This window comes from Streptomyces sp. PA03-6a (assembly GCF_033792765.1).
Taxonomy (GTDB): Bacteria; Actinomycetota; Actinomycetes; order Streptomycetales; family Streptomycetaceae; genus Actinacidiphila.
Map to the genome: position 1 here is coordinate 16,054 of NZ_JARAVK010000102.1, position 15,512 is coordinate 31,565.

At 72.3% G+C, this 15,512-nt stretch carries 19 protein-coding genes; 12 read left to right on the forward strand and 7 right to left on the reverse strand.

Annotated elements, in window-relative coordinates; all coding sequences use genetic code 11:
• Positions 1-50 precede the first annotated feature (50 nt).
• A complete protein-coding gene (locus PV350_RS23755) occupies positions 51-1,568 on the forward strand; it encodes a GMC family oxidoreductase (protein WP_500335954.1) in 1,518 nt (505 codons plus the stop codon).
• Positions 1,569-1,585: 17 nt separating this feature from the next.
• Here the strand turns inward: PV350_RS23755 and PV350_RS23760 are convergent, their stop codons facing one another.
• The gene (locus tag PV350_RS23760; protein ID WP_500335956.1) at positions 1,586-2,218 is read right to left on the reverse strand and encodes a DUF6193 family natural product biosynthesis protein; all 633 of its coding nucleotides are present in this window, start codon (positions 2,216-2,218) and stop codon (positions 1,586-1,588) included.
• A 150-nt stretch (positions 2,219-2,368) separates the two neighbouring features.
• Entirely contained in the window at positions 2,369-4,021 is a 1,653-nt protein-coding gene (locus tag PV350_RS23765) for an alpha-keto acid decarboxylase family protein (protein WP_499510244.1), read from the reverse strand.
• A 466-nt stretch (positions 4,022-4,487) separates the two neighbouring features.
• On the opposite strand from PV350_RS23765, the gene PV350_RS23770 reads away from it, so the two are divergent.
• Positions 4,488-4,664, forward strand: a complete 177-nt coding sequence (locus PV350_RS23770; protein WP_499510245.1) for a hypothetical protein — start codon at positions 4,488-4,490, stop codon at positions 4,662-4,664.
• A 47-nt stretch (positions 4,665-4,711) separates the two neighbouring features.
• Positions 4,712-4,930 carry a hypothetical protein gene (locus PV350_RS23775; RefSeq protein ID WP_499510246.1) on the forward strand — a complete coding sequence of 73 codons (219 nt, stop codon included), beginning with the start codon at positions 4,712-4,714 and terminating at the stop codon, positions 4,928-4,930.
• 109 nt (positions 4,931-5,039) lie between these two features.
• Here the strand turns inward: PV350_RS23775 and PV350_RS23780 are convergent, their stop codons facing one another.
• Positions 5,040-5,600, reverse strand: a complete 561-nt coding sequence (locus PV350_RS23780; protein WP_500335959.1) for an SMI1/KNR4 family protein — start codon at positions 5,598-5,600, stop codon at positions 5,040-5,042.
• Between the two features lie 197 nt (positions 5,601-5,797).
• Between PV350_RS23780 and PV350_RS23785 the strand changes: the two genes are divergently transcribed.
• A complete protein-coding gene (locus PV350_RS23785; protein ID WP_499510248.1) occupies positions 5,798-6,955 on the forward strand; it encodes a glycosyltransferase in 1,158 nt (385 codons plus the stop codon).
• 86 nt (positions 6,956-7,041) lie between these two features.
• Here PV350_RS23785 and PV350_RS23790 read toward each other — a convergent pair whose 3' ends face one another.
• Entirely contained in the window at positions 7,042-7,596 is a 555-nt protein-coding gene (locus PV350_RS23790; RefSeq protein ID WP_500335961.1) for a DoxX family protein, read from the reverse strand.
• Between the two features lie 203 nt (positions 7,597-7,799).
• Here PV350_RS23790 and PV350_RS23795 point away from each other — a divergent pair, with 203 nt between their 5' ends.
• Entirely contained in the window at positions 7,800-8,324 is a 525-nt protein-coding gene (locus PV350_RS23795) for a P-loop nucleotide/nucleoside kinase family protein (RefSeq protein ID WP_500335963.1), read from the forward strand.
• 121 nt (positions 8,325-8,445) lie between these two features.
• On the opposite strand, the gene PV350_RS23800 is transcribed toward PV350_RS23795, so the two are convergent.
• Positions 8,446-8,835 carry a hypothetical protein gene (locus PV350_RS23800; protein WP_499516744.1) on the reverse strand — a complete coding sequence of 130 codons (390 nt, stop codon included), beginning with the start codon at positions 8,833-8,835 and terminating at the stop codon, positions 8,446-8,448.
• Between the two features lie 189 nt (positions 8,836-9,024).
• Here PV350_RS23800 and PV350_RS23805 point away from each other — a divergent pair, with 189 nt between their 5' ends.
• The 4 genes from PV350_RS23805 (at position 9,025) to PV350_RS23820 (ending at position 12,094) form a co-directional block, all read left to right on the forward strand.
• Positions 9,025-9,993, forward strand: a complete 969-nt coding sequence (locus tag PV350_RS23805; RefSeq protein WP_500335965.1) for an alpha/beta hydrolase — start codon at positions 9,025-9,027, stop codon at positions 9,991-9,993.
• A 185-nt stretch (positions 9,994-10,178) separates the two neighbouring features.
• On the forward strand, positions 10,179-11,300 hold the full coding sequence (locus PV350_RS23810) for a PP2C family protein-serine/threonine phosphatase (RefSeq protein WP_500335967.1): 1,122 nt from the start codon (positions 10,179-10,181) through the stop codon (positions 11,298-11,300).
• A gap of 105 nt (positions 11,301-11,405) precedes the next feature.
• Positions 11,406-11,699, forward strand: a complete 294-nt coding sequence (locus PV350_RS23815) for an ArsR/SmtB family transcription factor (protein WP_499510253.1) — start codon at positions 11,406-11,408, stop codon at positions 11,697-11,699.
• Complete coding sequence (locus PV350_RS23820; protein ID WP_499510254.1) at positions 11,696-12,094, forward strand: VOC family protein; 399 nt, start codon at positions 11,696-11,698, stop codon at positions 12,092-12,094. Before PV350_RS23815 ends, PV350_RS23820 begins: the two co-directional genes overlap by 4 nt.
• 26 nt (positions 12,095-12,120) lie before the next feature.
• On the opposite strand, the gene PV350_RS23825 is transcribed toward PV350_RS23820, so the two are convergent.
• Entirely contained in the window at positions 12,121-13,176 is a 1,056-nt protein-coding gene (locus PV350_RS23825) for a DUF4190 domain-containing protein (RefSeq protein WP_499510255.1), read from the reverse strand.
• 177 nt (positions 13,177-13,353) lie between these two features.
• Between PV350_RS23825 and PV350_RS23830 the strand changes: the two genes are divergently transcribed.
• Both PV350_RS23830 and PV350_RS23835 read left to right on the forward strand, forming a co-directional pair.
• On the forward strand, positions 13,354-13,839 hold the full coding sequence (locus PV350_RS23830; RefSeq protein ID WP_499510256.1) for a hypothetical protein: 486 nt from the start codon (positions 13,354-13,356) through the stop codon (positions 13,837-13,839).
• 16 nt (positions 13,840-13,855) lie between these two features.
• Positions 13,856-14,008, forward strand: a complete 153-nt coding sequence (locus PV350_RS23835; protein ID WP_499510257.1) for a hypothetical protein — start codon at positions 13,856-13,858, stop codon at positions 14,006-14,008.
• A 210-nt stretch (positions 14,009-14,218) separates the two neighbouring features.
• Here the strand turns inward: PV350_RS23835 and PV350_RS23840 are convergent, their stop codons facing one another.
• Complete coding sequence (locus tag PV350_RS23840; protein ID WP_500335971.1) at positions 14,219-14,764, reverse strand: hypothetical protein; 546 nt, start codon at positions 14,762-14,764, stop codon at positions 14,219-14,221.
• Between the two features lie 447 nt (positions 14,765-15,211).
• On the opposite strand from PV350_RS23840, the gene PV350_RS23845 reads away from it, so the two are divergent.
• The coding region (locus PV350_RS23845; protein ID WP_500335972.1) for a helix-turn-helix domain-containing protein at positions 15,212-15,512 on the forward strand (301 nt) is incomplete at its 3' end.

Here is a 15,512-nt window from a genome sequence, read left to right on the forward strand (position 1 = left end):
CCCCTTTTTGGCACCACACGATCGACCCACCAGGAACGGACAGGAAATCGATGACCGACACCTACGACTACGTCGTCGTCGGCGGCGGGACGGCCGGCTGCGTGATCGCGGCACGGCTGTCCGAGCGCGAAGGCTCACGCGTCCTGCTGCTGGAGGCGGGCACGGCGCAGACCTCGGCCGACATGACCTCGCCCCCGGCCTGGCCGGCCCTGCTCCGGACGTCGGCGAACTGGGGGGACACCACCGTCCGGCAGCGGGCGAGCGGCACCACCGTCCCCCTCGCCCGCGGGCGCACGCTCGGCGGCGGATCCGCCATCAACGCGATGAACTTCCTCCGCGGCCACCGCTCCAGCTACGACGCCTGGGCGGAAGCCGGCCTGGAGGGCTGGGGGTTCGACGGGCTGCTGCCCTACTTCAAGCGCAGCGAGAACCTCTCCGGACGGGATCCGGCCCTGCGCGGGGTCGGCGGCCCCCTGACCGTCGGGCTCCCCCAGTCCCCGAACCCGGTCGTGGCGGCCATGCTCGACGCGGCGGCCGAGACCGGTCACCGGCGCGCGACCGACATCGGCGGCGGAGCGGAGGAGGGATTCGGCTGGTCCGACCTGAACGTCGTCGACGGCAGGCGGCAGAGCGCCGCCGACGCCTACCTGGCCCCCGTCCTGCACCGTCCCAACCTGACCGTGGTGACCGGTACCCGGGTCCTCCGGCTGCACATCGGCGGCGGGCGGTGCAGCGGGGTGGAGTACGGCGCCAGGGACGGCACCGTATCGCTCGTCCGGTGCTCGGGCGAGGTGGTCCTCACCGCGGGCGCCATCGGATCGGCGCACCTGCTGATGCTCTCCGGAGTCGGCCCCGAGGGGCACCTGCGCCGCACCGGCGTCGACGTCGTGGTGGACCTCCCGGGCGTCGGGGAGAACCTGCACGACCACCCGATCGCCAACCTCATCTACCGGGCGGCCCGTCCGGTCCCGGAGGGCGCCAACAACCACGGCGAGGCGTACGGCCTGGTGCGCAGCGGGCCCGGGCTCGACGGCCCGGACCTCCAGGTGCTCTTCGTCGACGCGGCGGGCCACATACCCGTCCCCGACGCGCCCGCGGCGGGGCAGGGTTACACCATCTCCGTCTCCTCGATACGGCCCCACAGCCGCGGGAGCGTCCGCCTCGCGAGCGCCGACCCGGACGTCCTGCCGCTCGTGGACCCCGACTACTACGGCGACGAGCGGGACCTGGCCGCCGTGGTCCGGGGGCTTCGCCTGGCGCGGGAGATCGGTCAGGCGGACGCGCTCGCCGAGTGGCGCGGGCACGAGGTCCGGCCGGGGCCCCAGGTCACGGACGACGCCGGCCTGCGGGACTACGCGCTCAGGACCCTGTGCTCGTACATGCACCCCGTCGGCACCTGCCGGATGGGCCACGACGGCGGCTCCGTCGTCGACCCCGCCCTGCGCGTGCACGGCGTCGACGGCCTGCGGGTCGCCGACGCCTCCGTCATCCCCTCGATCCCCTCCGCGAACACCAACGCCACCGTCTACGCGATCGCGGAACGCGCCGCCGAGTTGCTGCGGTCCTGAAGGGCGCCGGCGGGCGACTACCGGGACACCCCGGACGTGACGGGGCCGAGTCCGCTCGGCAGATGCCGGACGGCGACCGCCACCGCCTCCCGCGCGGTGGCGGTCTCGGTGAGGACCTCCCGGTCGGCGAAGGCTCCGCGGACCGTGAACCGGTCGACGTCATACGCGCGCAGGCACGGCCCGGTGACGGTCAGGTCCGGGCGGGTGGTGGTCGAGAAGTACAGCACCCACCTGTCCCTGAAGGGGTACAGACCCCTCAGCGCCGGTTCGGCGTACGCCCTCTCGACCAGCGCCCGGTATCCGGGCACGGCCACTTCCCCCGCCTCCTTGCGCAGGCCCTGCCACTCGGACTCGGCCAGCCGCACGGGATCGCCGTCGGGCACCTCGAACCGGCCGGTCATGAGCACGAAGGGCGCCACCCGGCGGATGTCGCTCAAGGACGCCCCCTCGTGCCACGCCCGCGCGGCCCTCGCGAGCTGCCCCAACTCCTCGGCGCGTCCCCAGATCAGCGGCACGCCCTGCGACGCCTCTCCGCCACGGATCCACCACTCCCGCGCGAACTCGGACGCGTCGATCCGCAGGGCACCGCGGTGCGGCACCCTGCTCTCGACGGCGGCGTGGGTCAACGCGTCCGCGGACGGGGCGGTCACGGGGAGGGAGAAACCTTCCTCCGCCGCCACGGCTCGCAGCGCCTGGGCGAGACCGCCCCGACTCGCGATGTCGGGAAAGAGATCGGCTGGATCACGTTGCTGGGCCACGGCTTCCGATTCTGCCGCCGCCGCACGACGGTTGACGACCGATCAGCCGGCGTAGAGGCTCTCGATGTTGTCGTGGAGCTGGTTGGCCAGCGGCGGAGCGGTGTAGGTGTCGGTCATGACCTCGATGTAGCAGCCCGTGCCGGCCTTCGCCGCCGCATCCATGGCCTGGTCGAGCTCGGCGAGGGTCGAGACGCGGGCGGTGAACCAGTCCTCGCAGCCCAGGGCCTTCGGCAGTTCGGAGTAGCGCCAGTTGGCGAGGTCGTTGTAGGCGATGTCCGGGTGCTTGCACAGAAGACGCTCGATCAGGTAGCCGTGGTTGTTCAGCACGAACACCACCGGGCGCAGCCCGTACCGCCCGAACTGGCTGATCTCCTGCGCCGTGAGCTGGTGCGAACCCTCGCCGGTGATGAGGACGACGCGCCGGCCGTCCTGGGCGGCGACGGCCGCGCCGACGGCGGCGGGCGTGGCCCAGCCGATCGAGCCCCACAGGGTCTGGTTGTGGAAGGTGGCACCGCTGGGCAGCTGGGCGAACGCCAGGCCCATGGAGACCGTTCCGGTCTCGGCGACCAGGATGTCGTCCGGCTTGAGGAAGTCCTCCCAGCGGGGGTAGAGGTTCTCGGCGGTGATGGAGTCGCCGCCGCTGCCTCCTGCCGGGGCCATGCGGGTCACCCGGGCCTCGAAGTGCGGCCACTGCTTGCGGGGCAGCTTCTCGGTGAGCGCGACGAGCAGGTCCTTCATCTCCACGCTCTGGTAGGTCATGCCGTCGACGCTCACGTGGTGGTGGCGGATGTCGATCGTGCGACCGGGGTCGAGGTCGGCGGTGAACGCGCCGCTGTTGAAGTCGTGCATCAGCGCACCGACCAGGATGACGACGTCGCTGCCCTCGACGAAACGGCGGACGCCCTCGTTCATGAGCTTGCCGTCGTACATGCCGCAGTAGCCGCGCTGTTCCTCGTTGAGGACGCCCTTGTCGGCCATCATCGTCGCGAAGGGCATCCCGGTGGCGTCCAGGAACCGCTGCAGTTCCGGTCCGAGGCCGGAACGGGCGGCGAGCACCCCGGGCAGGGCACAGGCGCTCCCGGCCCGGCCGAGCATGTCGGCGACGGCCCGCACGGCGGCGTCCAGTTGCGCGGGGTCGCTGGCGGGTGCGGGGATCGGCCGGGCCGATCCGACCACGGGCATCTCCGCCAGGTCGGCGGGGAACGCCATGTAGACCGGGCGGCGGTGGTAGGCCGCCGCCGCGATGAGCCGCTCGGTCTCGGACGCGACGTTCTGCGGTGTCATGATCGCGCTCGCGCACACCACGGCGTCGGACATCTTCAGGAAGAGGTCGAACTCGCCGTTGCCCAGGGTGTGGTGGACGACCGAGCGGTGCGCCTGCACGGGCATCTTGGGCATGCCGACCAGGTGGAACACCGGCAGGTGGTCGGTGTACGCACCGGCGATGGCGTTGATCGCGCTGAGTTCGCCGACCCCGTAGGTGGTGCTCACCGCGCCCACACCGTGCACGCGGGCGTAGCCGTCGGCGCTGTACCCCGCGTTGAGCTCGTTGCAGCTGCCGATCCACTGGATGTCCGGGTGCTGGGAGATGGCGTCGTTGACGGGGAAGGCGTAGTCGCCCGGGACGCCGAAGACATGACGCACGCCGATGTCCCGCAGCCGGTTCAGGACATGCTGGATGACGGTGGTGGACATGGGGAGGTTCCTTTCCTGGTGACGGCACTACCGCCCCAGGGCGCCGTCTCCGGTGGAGTCGGTGGCGGCCTCGCCGGGCGGCGCGCATTGCGGCGGGCACCACGGGAAGGGCCACCGCCAGTGCCACAGGTGAAGCAAGCCGGGCTTTTCGCCCCCGCAACATGCTGTCCGCATCCCCCACAGCCCGCAACCGGAGCCATCCGGCCCACCAGCTGCGCGAACGGCCCGCCAGCTGCGGCAACGCCGCCGCACGAGGTAGCGCCGCACCCGCCGCACCCCAGCCCCGTGCAGCGCGCAGCGCGCAGCCGCCCGGACCCGACACCGCTCGAGGAGCCGCCGTGCACGAGTTCGCAGCAGTCCTCGCGGGTGCGCCCATGTCACCCCGCGGTGAGGCCGTCATCATGCTGTTCACGGGCCTGGGGATGACCGTGGCCGGCCTGCTCGGAATCCGGCACACCGCTTCCGGGTGGCGTACGACGAGCAATCGCAGCAGGATGCCCACGACGCCCACGGATGGGTGCCCGCACCCACCTCGGCCACACGCAAGGCCTCGCGCATCAAGACGGAGATCGGCGGCTCGGTCTTCACGATCGCCGGCCCGACGCTCGCGGTCATCGGGGCCCTTCGCCTCATCGAGCAGTAGGCGGATCCGGCTCCGCCGGACGCACGTGCCGACCGTATGATCCGCGCATGATCGACCAGACGGCCCTCAGGAGATGGGGCAGGGCAATCGACTGGGCGGGACTGATCCCGTCAGGGCTCCTGCTCTTCACCGGCGTACGGGAGTACCGCGACGGCGGGTCCATCGGATGGCCCGTCGCCGGAGCGTTGCTGGTCCTGGCGAGCTGCTGGACGGTCTACCGCGGGATGTCCCGCAGACGGGGCGAGGCCGGCAGGCCGATGCCCTGATCGGCGGTCGCGGGTTCCCTTGTGGTCGGGGCTCCCCTCCTCGGCGTAGGAGGCGACCAGACGGTGACCGGGGGTGCGCGGGACAATACCGCGCCCCCGCGGGGTGCCGTCAGGCGGCGAGCCGCGAGGCCGCCTCCTCCCACCTGCCGGGTTCCGGAAGCTCTTGGTCGCCGTGGCCGTCCGGCCGGTACCAGCCGCCGCCGGTGAGCCAGGTCCCGAGCCAGTCGGCCAGGCTCCGCTCGTCGACGAACCAGCCGTCCGACCAGTCACCGGTGTCGGCGTTCGGCTCGAAGATCAGGACGGTGCCGCTCCCGCTCCGGCAGTCCACCGCGCCGTACACGCCGCAGCCCCAGTCGAGGATCGGCAGTACGCCCTCGGGCCAGTGCGGGGAGGCCGCAGCCTGCGATTCCGCCCGCTGGGCCTGGTACACGCCCACCGCACTGCGCCCCTGCCCGTCCAGAGGGAACAGCTCGTACCCGGGCCCGAAGCCGCCGTCGGCCACCTCCGTGTAGAGCCGGGCGAGCAACGGCGGTATCGCGAAGCCGAGAAGGGCTTCAGCCTCCGCCACCTGCGCGGCCCGGGCAGGCGCGGGCAAGGCCCCGGTGGTGGCGCCGGCCTCCGCCGCCACGCGGACCACCAGGTCGTCGGCCAGGTCGTCGGCTTCGATCATGTGGCGATCGTGACAGGCAGGTCCGACAAGCGGTGTCCCCGAGCGACCCGGGGGGGGCACCTGCTTGCTTCGGCAAGTAGCCCCCATATAGTTGTGCCGACAATCATTTCCGGGTCCAGGTCAGCACGCCGGCCCGGGGAGTCGCACCGCGACGACGGTCCGCCCACCGCGGCCACGCACGTGGCACAAGCACACAGGTGATCTCGATACCCATGCGCATCCTCATGTTCAACACCCCCCTGACCGGCCACTTCCTGCCCCTGCTGCCGCTCGCCCGGGCGTTGCGCACGCAAGGGCACACCGTTGCCTTCGTCTCCGCCGACGCCATGGCCGGCCCGGTCGAGGCGCAGGGTTTTGAGCTGATCCCCGCCGGTCCGACCGTCGACGTGGCGATCGCCGAAGCGTCCCGCCGCAGCGGTGCCGACATGGCGTCGAATCCTTCGCCGGCGCTGGTCGCCGAGTTCTTCGCCGGGGCACGCGTCGACCTCTCCATGGACGAGGCCCTCGCAGGGGCGCGCACGTGGGAGCCGGACCTGGTCGTGTCGGAGCACTGCGACTTCGTGGGGCCGCTGGTCGCCGCGGTGCTCAAGGTGCCGTCCGCGGTGATGGGCATCGACCCGGCGCTGGAGCCCGAGGCCCTGGACGCCCTGGCCGCGACGGCGCAGTCCCGTTACCTCGACCGCGGTCTGCAGGCCCCGGCCCACGCGCCGTCCGGCCGCTGGCTGCTGGACCTCTGCCCGCCCGGCCTGCAGCGCGGCGGCGCGCTGCCGCCCCTCGAACGGATGGCGCTGCGGCCCGAGCCCCACCAGGGCCCCGAGGGCACGCCGCGCGCGATCAGGGTCCCCGGTACCGGCCGGCCCCGGGTGCTCGTCAGCCTCAGCACCGTCTCCGGCAGGGCCTCCACGCTCGGTCCGCTGCTCCGGTCGCTGAGCGTCCTGGACGTCGACCTGGTCGCCACGACCGGAGGCGCCCCGGTCGACGACCTCGGGCTGGAGCCGGGCAGGGTCGAGCTGGTGTCCTTCGTACCGGCCGCGGAGTTGCTGGACGGCGTGTCGGTCGTCGTGCACCACGGCGGTTCCGGCAACACGTTCGGGGCGGCGGCGCGCGGGATCCCGGCCGTCGTCGTCCCGGGTGCGGCGGGACAGCAGCGTCAGGCGTTCCGGCTCCAGGCCGCGGGAGCGGGCGTGGCGATGCCGATCGGCGAGCAGGGGCCGGAAGCGGTCACCGCCGCGGTCAGCCGCGTGCTCGCCGAGCCCGCGTTCACCGCGGCGGCGGAGCGCCTGCGTGACGAGATCGCCGCGATGCCCTCGGCCTCGGAGGTCGCGGAGCGCCTCACCGCCGCCGCAGCGGCATAGCGCGCAGCGCGTGAGGGCCCGTCGGACGGCTCACGGGCCCTCACGCCGTCCGGACCCCGCCACCACCGCACCGCCGCAGTCCCTGGTCACTTGCGGAACAGCAGCACGAACACGCCGAGGACCACGCCGAGGACCACCGCGGAGACGCCGTGGCCCACCCGGTGCGCGCGCACGCCCGGAAGGTGGCGGTCGAACGCGAAGCGGCCGGGCCCGCCGACGGCCAGCGTGGTGGCCAGCGCGGCGATGAGCAGTTCGTACTCCACCCCCGTCGGGGCGAAGAACCCGCCGCCCCACTTCACGGCGACGGCGTTGACCATGACGCCCACCACCGCCGCCCCGGCGAGCGGGGTCAGCAGCCCGAGGGCGAGGCCCACGCCCCCGAGCACCTCGCTGAGCCCCGCCAGCACGGCCATCGCCTTCCCGGCCGGGTAGCCGCCGGAGGTGAAGACGCGTCCTGCGCCGTCGAGGCCCACCCCGGAGAACCAGCCGAACAGCTTCTGGGCTCCGTGGCTCGCCATCGTCAGCCCGAGCACCAGCCGCAGGAGCAGCAGCCCGGCGTCATGGACGTACGGCGGGACGCCGAACTCGGCGGTGGCGTGGGAGCCGGAGCGGGTCAGTGTGCCGAGGGGGGAAGCGGACATGTCTGAGGCCCTTCGTGGGGTTGCCGTGTGCGGCCTGCGAGCCGGACGTCGCGACGGGCGGCCCACCGCACGGCCGATCACGGCAGCAGCGTGACGCCCTGCGGCGCCGTCCGGCACGCGGCACGCCGGACGTTAGGTCCATGGGGGTCGGATGCCGTGCCACCGATGGCCCCACCCCGTCCCTCCCCTGGCAGGATCTCCGGGTGACCTCCTTGTTCCTGATGGTCGGCCTGCCCGGGGCCGGGAAGACCACCGTGGCCCGGCGGCTCGCCGGGGAACACGGCGCGCTGCGCCTGACGCCGGACGAGTGGATGATCCCGCTGTTCGGCGCATCCGAGGCGGACGGGAAGCGCGACGTGCTGGAAGGGCTGCTGCTGCGGCTCGCGCTGGAGGCGCTGGCGCTCGGGACCGATGTGGTCCTGGACTTCGGGTGCTGGTCGCGTGACGAGAGGTCGGCGATCCGCCGCCTGGCGGAATCCGCGGGCGGGTCCTGCCGCCTGGTGTACGTACCGGTGGACCACGAGACCCAACGGGCCCGCGTCGCCCGGCGCCAGGCCACGACACCGGAACGGACCTTCCCGATGAGCGAGGCGGACCTCCTGCACTGGCGGGCGCTGTTCGAGGAGCCCGACGCCGCCGAACTCGCGGGCGAGGACGTGGGCGACCCTCCCGCCGGGTGGCCGGGATGGCGCGAGTGGGCCGCCGGCCGGTGGCCCTCGTTCGAGTGACGGCCGCCGCGGGGGCCTCGCGGGCTCAGGCCCGGGGCGGGACGCCTTGGACGCCTTGGACGCGTCCAGAGCAACGCCGCCGAGGAAGGGCTGCTCGACGCGGGGCGGCGGGCGGCCGCCGTCAGGTCAGGGCGGGCATGAAGCCGCCACGCGCTACGCCGGAGGACAGCAGGACCGGCCAGTCGAGCGCGTCCGGCAGCTGATCCACCGACAGGACGACCGCCCCACCCGCCTGTTCGACGTCCAGGCACCACTCGGCCATCCCGCTCGACGCCGCACCACCGTCAGTCCCGCCCAGCACCGGTGCGGCCAGGACGGGTACGACGCATCCGTGGTCGCCGGGCCCGTCCACGACGCACAAGGTGAGCCGGGGGAAGACGCTCCAGCCCTCACACAAGGGCACCGCCCCGTCGGTCACGACCAGGGGCGGCAGAGCGTCGTGGACGGGTGCGTCGGCCAGCAGGAGGACAGGCGTGGCACCGCGGACGAAGAGCGTCTTCTCGGGATCCATCAGCACGCGAACACTCTCGCAAACCGTTCGCCCGGGCTGCGGGCGGGGGGGGCCGGCACATCACCGGCGGGCGCCCGCACGAGCTCACGAGATCTTTGACTGAGCAAGGATTCGCTGCGTAGACTCCCCCTGACTTCGGAGACGCTAGTCAGCCATGCCGTGGCGCACCGTACGCAAGAGGAGTTGACGTTGGCTTTCCCGTTCGACCCGGAACTGACCCAGAGGATGTCCCGGCTCGCCCAGGCGGAGGGACACACGGAAGTCGCGCGGATGCGGGCGGAAGCGGCCCTGATGGAAGCCGATCCCTACACCCCGCCGGTCCCGGTCGACTTCCGCGAGGTCACCGTTCCGGGTCCGCAGGGCGCCCCGGACGTCCGGGTGCACGTCCACAGGCCCGCGGGCCACGCAGGCAAGCTGCCCGGCCTGCTGTACGTGCACGGCGGCGGCTTCGTGATCGGGCTCGTGGGCTTCTTCCACAACGAGACCACCCGCATCGCCGCCGAGGTGGGCGCGGTGGTGGTGTCGGTGGACTACCGCCTCGCACCGGAACACCCCTACCCGGCCGCCCTGGAGGACTGTTACGCCGCCCTGCGCTGGCTGGCCGGGCACGCCGACGAACTGGGGGTCGACCCCGACCGCATCGGGGTGGCCGGTGAGAGCGCCGGCGGGAACCTCGCGGCCGCGGTCGCCCTGTACGCACGCGACCACGGCGGCCCCGCCCTGAGCATGCAGTACCTCGGCGCCCCCATCCTGGACGACCGCCTCGCCACCGCCTCCATGCAGGCCTTCACCGACACCCCCGGGTTCAACCGCCGCAACGCCCAACGGAGCTGGGACCACTACCTCGGCGGCAAGGGGCTGCGCGGCGGCTACGGCGTCAGCCCGTACGCCGCCCCGGCCAGGACGCAGGACCTGGCCGGACTGCCGCCCACGTACATCGCGGCCACCGAGTTCGACCCGCTGCGCGACGAGGACCTGGCCTACGCCCAGCGGCTGATCACCGCGGGCGTCCCCACCGAGATGCACCACTTCCCGGGCGCCTTCCACGGCGCGGCCCAGCTGGCCCCGCGGACCGAGGTGGGCCGCCGCATGATCGCCGAGCAGCTCGACGCCCTCCGCCGCGGTCTGCGATCCGGCAAGGCCGGCGGGACGGCCTGACCACCGGCCCACCGGACTCCCACCGCCGGCCCACCGCGGGCCCCTGCTCCAGCCGGGTGACACCCGGCGTGTGGCGATGTCCGCGGTGGGCGAGCCGGGTGACGTGGAGCGCGGGGCGGACGGACGGACGGTTAGCCTGAGCTGGCCGGAAGCCCGGTCGACCTCGGGAGCAGCAGGTGGCAAGGGTGGGAACGCGGAGCTGGGCGGGAACGGAGAGCCGCCTGCTGCCGGCCGTCCTGCTGCTCGTCGCCGTGGTGATCGACCTCGCCACTCCACGCACCGTCAGCGCCGCGGCCCTCTACGCGGCGGCGGTCCTGGTGGCGGCCGCTCTGCTGTCGCTGCGCGGGACGGTTCTCATCGGATTGACCGCCCTCGTCCTCGACGCGGCCATGTTCTGGGTCTTCGGCTACCGCCGGAGTGCGATCGCGTTCAGCGAGCTGTTCATGTTGGCGACGGTGACCGGGATCGCCGTCCTCCTGAACCGGCTCCTGTACCACCGCGATGAGCAGCTCCAGTCCGTACGCGACATCGCCGCCGCCGTCCAGCGCGCCGTCCTGCCGAGACCACCGGAGCGGATCGGCCCGCTGCGCTTCGCCGCCCGGTACGAGGCCGCCCAGACGGACGCGCAGATCGGCGGGGACCTCTACGCCGTGGTCGACACCCCCTTCGGCGTCCGTTGCGTCATCGGCGACGTACGCGGCAAGGGGATGGAAGCGGTCAGGGCGGTCGCCGTCGGCATCGGGACCTTTTGCGAGGCGGCCCTGCAGGAGCCCAGCCTGACCGCCCTCGCGCAACGGCTGGAGCGCGCCGTCACCCTCGAGTCCCGGCAGTCGGGGACCCTGACCGAGTTCGAGGGGTTCATCACCGGCGTGCTGGCGGAGTTCCCCCGGCACGGGAACAAGGTCCGGCTGGTCAACCGCGGCCACCCGCCGCCGCTGCTCTTCCTGGGCGACACCGTGCGGTACGTCGAGCCCACCCGGCCGGGCCTGCCCCTGGGCCTCGCCGCCCTCGACAACGGCACCGGCACCGGCACCGTCGACACGGTGACGTTCCCCGAAGGGGCCAGTCTGCTGCTCTACACCGACGGACTCACCGAAGCCCGCGACGCGTCGGGCACCTTCTACGACCCCGTCGCCCGACGCACGGGCCGCCACCGCCCCGACCCCGACGCCCTCGTGGACGCCCTGCTCGCCGACCACCACCGCCACACCGGCGGCCGCAGGACCGACGACACGGCGCTGCTGGCCATCACACACGTCCCGACGGACGACGGGGCCTCCGCGGCCGACCGGATCCAGGACAGCTGAGCCGCCCTCACCCCGATACCCTCCGCGAACACGTGGACGGCCGGGGACGGCGACCCCGGAACCCGGGCTTGATAGGCAAGCATCCACTTGCCTATCGTTGCGGTCATGGCAGAGGATGTCTTCAAGGCGCTGGCCGACCCGACCCGCCGACGCATCCTTGACGAGCTGGCGGAACGGGACGGCCAGACCCTGTTCGAGATCTGCGGGCGGCTGGCGATGAAGCACGGCCTGGGGCTGTCCCGCCAGGCGGTCAGCCAGCACCTGGCCGTGCTCGAATCGGCGGGCCTGGTGCTCACGCGGCGCCAGGGCCGGTACAAATACCACGACCTGAACACCGAACCCCTGGAGCACATCGTGACCCGGTGGCTCAGGCCCGACGCATCGGAGAGCACCCCATGAGGATCCACCTGTCCAGCGTCTTCGTCGACGACCAGGAGAAGGCCCTGCGCTTCTACACCGACGTGCTGGGCTTCGTGAAGAAGCACGACGTCCCGATCGGCACGGACCGGTGGCTGACCGTGGTCTCACCGGAGGACCCCGACGGGACTCAACTGCTGCTCGAGCCCTCCGGCCACCCCGCGGTGAAGCCGTACAAGACGGCGCTGGCCGAGGACGGCATCCCGGCGACCTCCTTCGCCGTGGACGACGTGCACGCGGAGTTCGCCCGGCTGCGCGGGCTCGGGGTGCACTTCACGCAGGAACCGGTGCAGATGGGCCCCGTCACGACCGCCGTCCTGGACGACACCTGCGGCAACCTGATCCAGATCGTGCACAGCGCGGACGCCGGGAGCTGAGGCGGGGCACGAGGAGCGCCCACCGGTCAGACGAAGTACTCCGGCGTCTTGTTCGTGGCAAGGCCCAGCGCCTCACGGACCTTTATCGCCTGGTCGTGGCCCGGCCGGAGCAGGGCCGCCTCGTAGTGGTCGTAGTACGTTGCCGTGTCCTTCGCGTCGGCAGCCTTCGCCCAGTGCGGGCGGGCCGCGTCGATCTCCCGCTGAAGGGCCGCGACGTGGCGCTCCGCGCCGGCGGGCCATTCATGACCGCGCAGCATGCGCGCCTGCTCGTCGAGGGCCACCGCGATACCGTGCGCCCATTCCTTGTAGCCCTTGAAATCGTCCTTGACGTAAGACGCTTCCGGTTTGCCGAAGAACTGCGCGTCGTTGGCGACGTTGGCGGCCTTCAGGTAGGCGACCTGGTGCTCGTCGAGCGTGGTCTCGTCAAACCGGAGGGAACCCTCCAGGGGTGTGTTCCCGGCCCTGCCGTACACGCAGGTCACCCGGCGGTCGCCGAGCTCCCAGCTCTCCCGGCTGGGGCCGTAGAAGTACATCTCGACCTCTGCCTCCACCGCCCAGTAGTCCATCGAGTAGGCGCTGTCGAGGTCCGTGCACCGACTGTCGAGCGTCTCGTCGATCGAGTCGTCGCCCGGGTAAGCGCCGTCCCCGGTGAGTTCGAAGACCCCGAACACCTCGGCGGTGTGCTTGCCCCCGCACGGCACGACGGCCATGTCGGGAACATCGCTCTCCAAGTCGTCGCCGGGGGTGTCGATGCATTCGCCCTCGCGGAGGAGGGCGAAAGTGTTGTTGGCCAGCGCCTCCTCCCTGATGTCGTCACCGAGGCCCTTCGTGAAGCCGGCGAGGCCGAAAGCCAGGACCACGGCGCAGGCCAGCGTGCTCAGCGACGACAGCACCACCCCGGTCGTGGCCATGCCCTTGCCACGCTCCCCGGTCCTCTCGATCCGGCCCAGCGCCATGGCGCCCAGGACGACACCGACCACCGGAACACCGAACAGCAGCCCGGACACCATCGCCGCGACGGCGAGTTTGCTCACAGCGGGCCGCGACGGCTCGGGCAGCGGCGCGGGAGTTGGCGAGTTCACGGAACAGTGCTCCTCATGGAGTGTCAGGCGAACGGCTGCGCGAATATATCCGATCTTCATGAACACGGTTCCCGCCCGACCGCGGGCGCTCTCCGGCACCGGTTCGCCGCGTCCTGTACGGCCGTGTCCGGGCCTGCCAGCATGATCCGGACGATCGGGAACCACACGGGGGTTGATGTGTTCCATCACGTTCGGCGGCGTGCCCTGCTGGGCTGCGCCGCGTCCGTCCTCATGCTCAGCGGCTGCACGGAGGGCTCCGGAGTTCCCCGGCAGCAGGGAGCCACGCCGGCTGCCGCCTCCCCATCGGCTTCGGCCGCCCCGCCCGCCTCCTGGCGCGATCCGGCGGAGCAACTGGCGGACGCCAGGGTGTGGGTGTCGACGGGGCGGCAGAGCGGTGGACTGGAGTCGGCGCTGCCGGCGAAACCCGCGGGCGGGACGGTCTACGTGGCCACGCAGTGCCAGGGCACGGGCACGCTCACGGTCGACGCCGGCCGCTACGGCACATCCACGGAGCACTGTTCGGACCGGCCGGACGGCAGCCTCAACGGTGCCGCGATGTCCTCCGCCGAGGCCGCGACCCGCCTCAAGGTGACCGCGGAGCCCGGGGTCACCTGGGCGGTCGCGGTCGGCTGGGACGAACGCACTCAGGGGCCACAGGAGTAGCAGCGCCGCCGGCGGCATGCAGTTCAGCAGCCTGCTGCGCCGATACCTGCACCACAAACTCGATCAATGGGAGGGCGTCGTCACCGAGTCCCCTCACGGGCCGGTCTACGCGTTCTTCACGAACAGGCTTCCGGACGACTGGACGCACGAGTCGTTCCGGCCGTTCTAGGTCGTCTCTGAACGACCGCTACTTGGGTTCATGGGTGACCAGCCACACCTGAGCCCGGGTGTGGTGTGGGAGCGGACGGCTCCGCCGCTGCCGGGGCGGTGAGGGAAGCCGTCCTCGCCGCCCAGCCGTACGTACCGCACGAGCCTCCTGCGCGGTGGGTAGGCAGGACCCCGCCGGAGTTGCACGGCCCGACGGGGCCCATGGTGTGCGTCAGCGGGCGCTCGTGGTCTCGATGTCGACGATGTGGTCGTACCGCTCCAGCAGCACGAAGAGCTTGGTCTTCTGCGCCGTCTCCCCGCTGCCGAAGGTCAGGGTGACGATGACCTCATGGCCGTTTCCCACGGTGCCGTTGTCGGTCACCGTCCACCGCGCCGGGACGTTTTGGGCGTGCAGGACGCCGTCCACTCCGTTCTCCTCCTCCCAGGCCGCCAGCCGCAGGGCGAAGTCGGGCGTCAGGTAGTGCTTGCGGAGGGCCGCGGCCAGCGTGGCGTCCGGGTCCGTGTAGTCGCCCTTCGCGTCGATGTACGCGCCGTAGAAGTCGGCGACCCGGGTCACCGCTCGACCGGGCGTGCCGCTGACCGACTGCGGTGCGGCGGTGGACGCCTTCGCGGGGGCATGGACGGACGCCTGTGCCGACTCGGACGGCTTGCCGCTGACGCGGTGCGGGGTCCCGGCGGAGGCCTGGATGGTGGCGCCGAGGCCGAGTACGACGGCAAGGACGCCGGCGGTGAGGGCGGTGCGGGTCTTGCTGTTCATGTCGGTTCTCCATTTCGGGTGATCGAGTGGTCGGGCTGTTCTGTGTCGTCGGTGCCGACCGCGTACGGCCGGGTCCTGCTGCGGTGCGGGCCGCGCAGGATCGCGGTGACCTGGCGGCCGTTCAGGACGAGGTGCGGCGCGGCGGCAGGTCGGCGGCTGCGAGGAGCGCGCTTGCTCGGGTGCTCTCGGGCATGGGTGTCCCCCCGTGAATGCGGTGAATTCGGTGAATGCGCGAACGCAGTGCATCGGTGCCGTACGTCGCCTGACGCCGGCTGGTCGGTCCGGCCCCGGCCGGTGCGACACGAAGAGCATCGGCGGCCACCGGAGTCCTGCGCAACGACTGCCGCCCCTTTGGCGGCGGTGGAACCATCCCGGCCCATCTGACGTGCAGGGATATGAGTGCCTGGGATGCAGGATCGGCGGCCGGACGACGGGAGAACGGTGTCGATGCACGACGATGTCGAGGAGTTCGCGGCGCTGGTGCGCCGTCTGAAGGACCGCACGAACCGGAGCTACGCCTCTCTGGCCCGCCGCCTCAACATGAACACCTCCACGTTGCACCGCTACTGCACGGGCGACGCGGTGCCTCAGGACTTCGCACCCGTGGAACGGCTCGCGGCCTTCTGCGGGGCGGGCCCGCAGGAGCGGCTGGAGTTGCACCGTCTGTGGCTGTCGGCGATGGCGGCTCGGCAGGAGGTGCGTACGGCCGGTCCGGCAGAGGCGGCGGAGGCGGCGGAGGCGGCGGAGG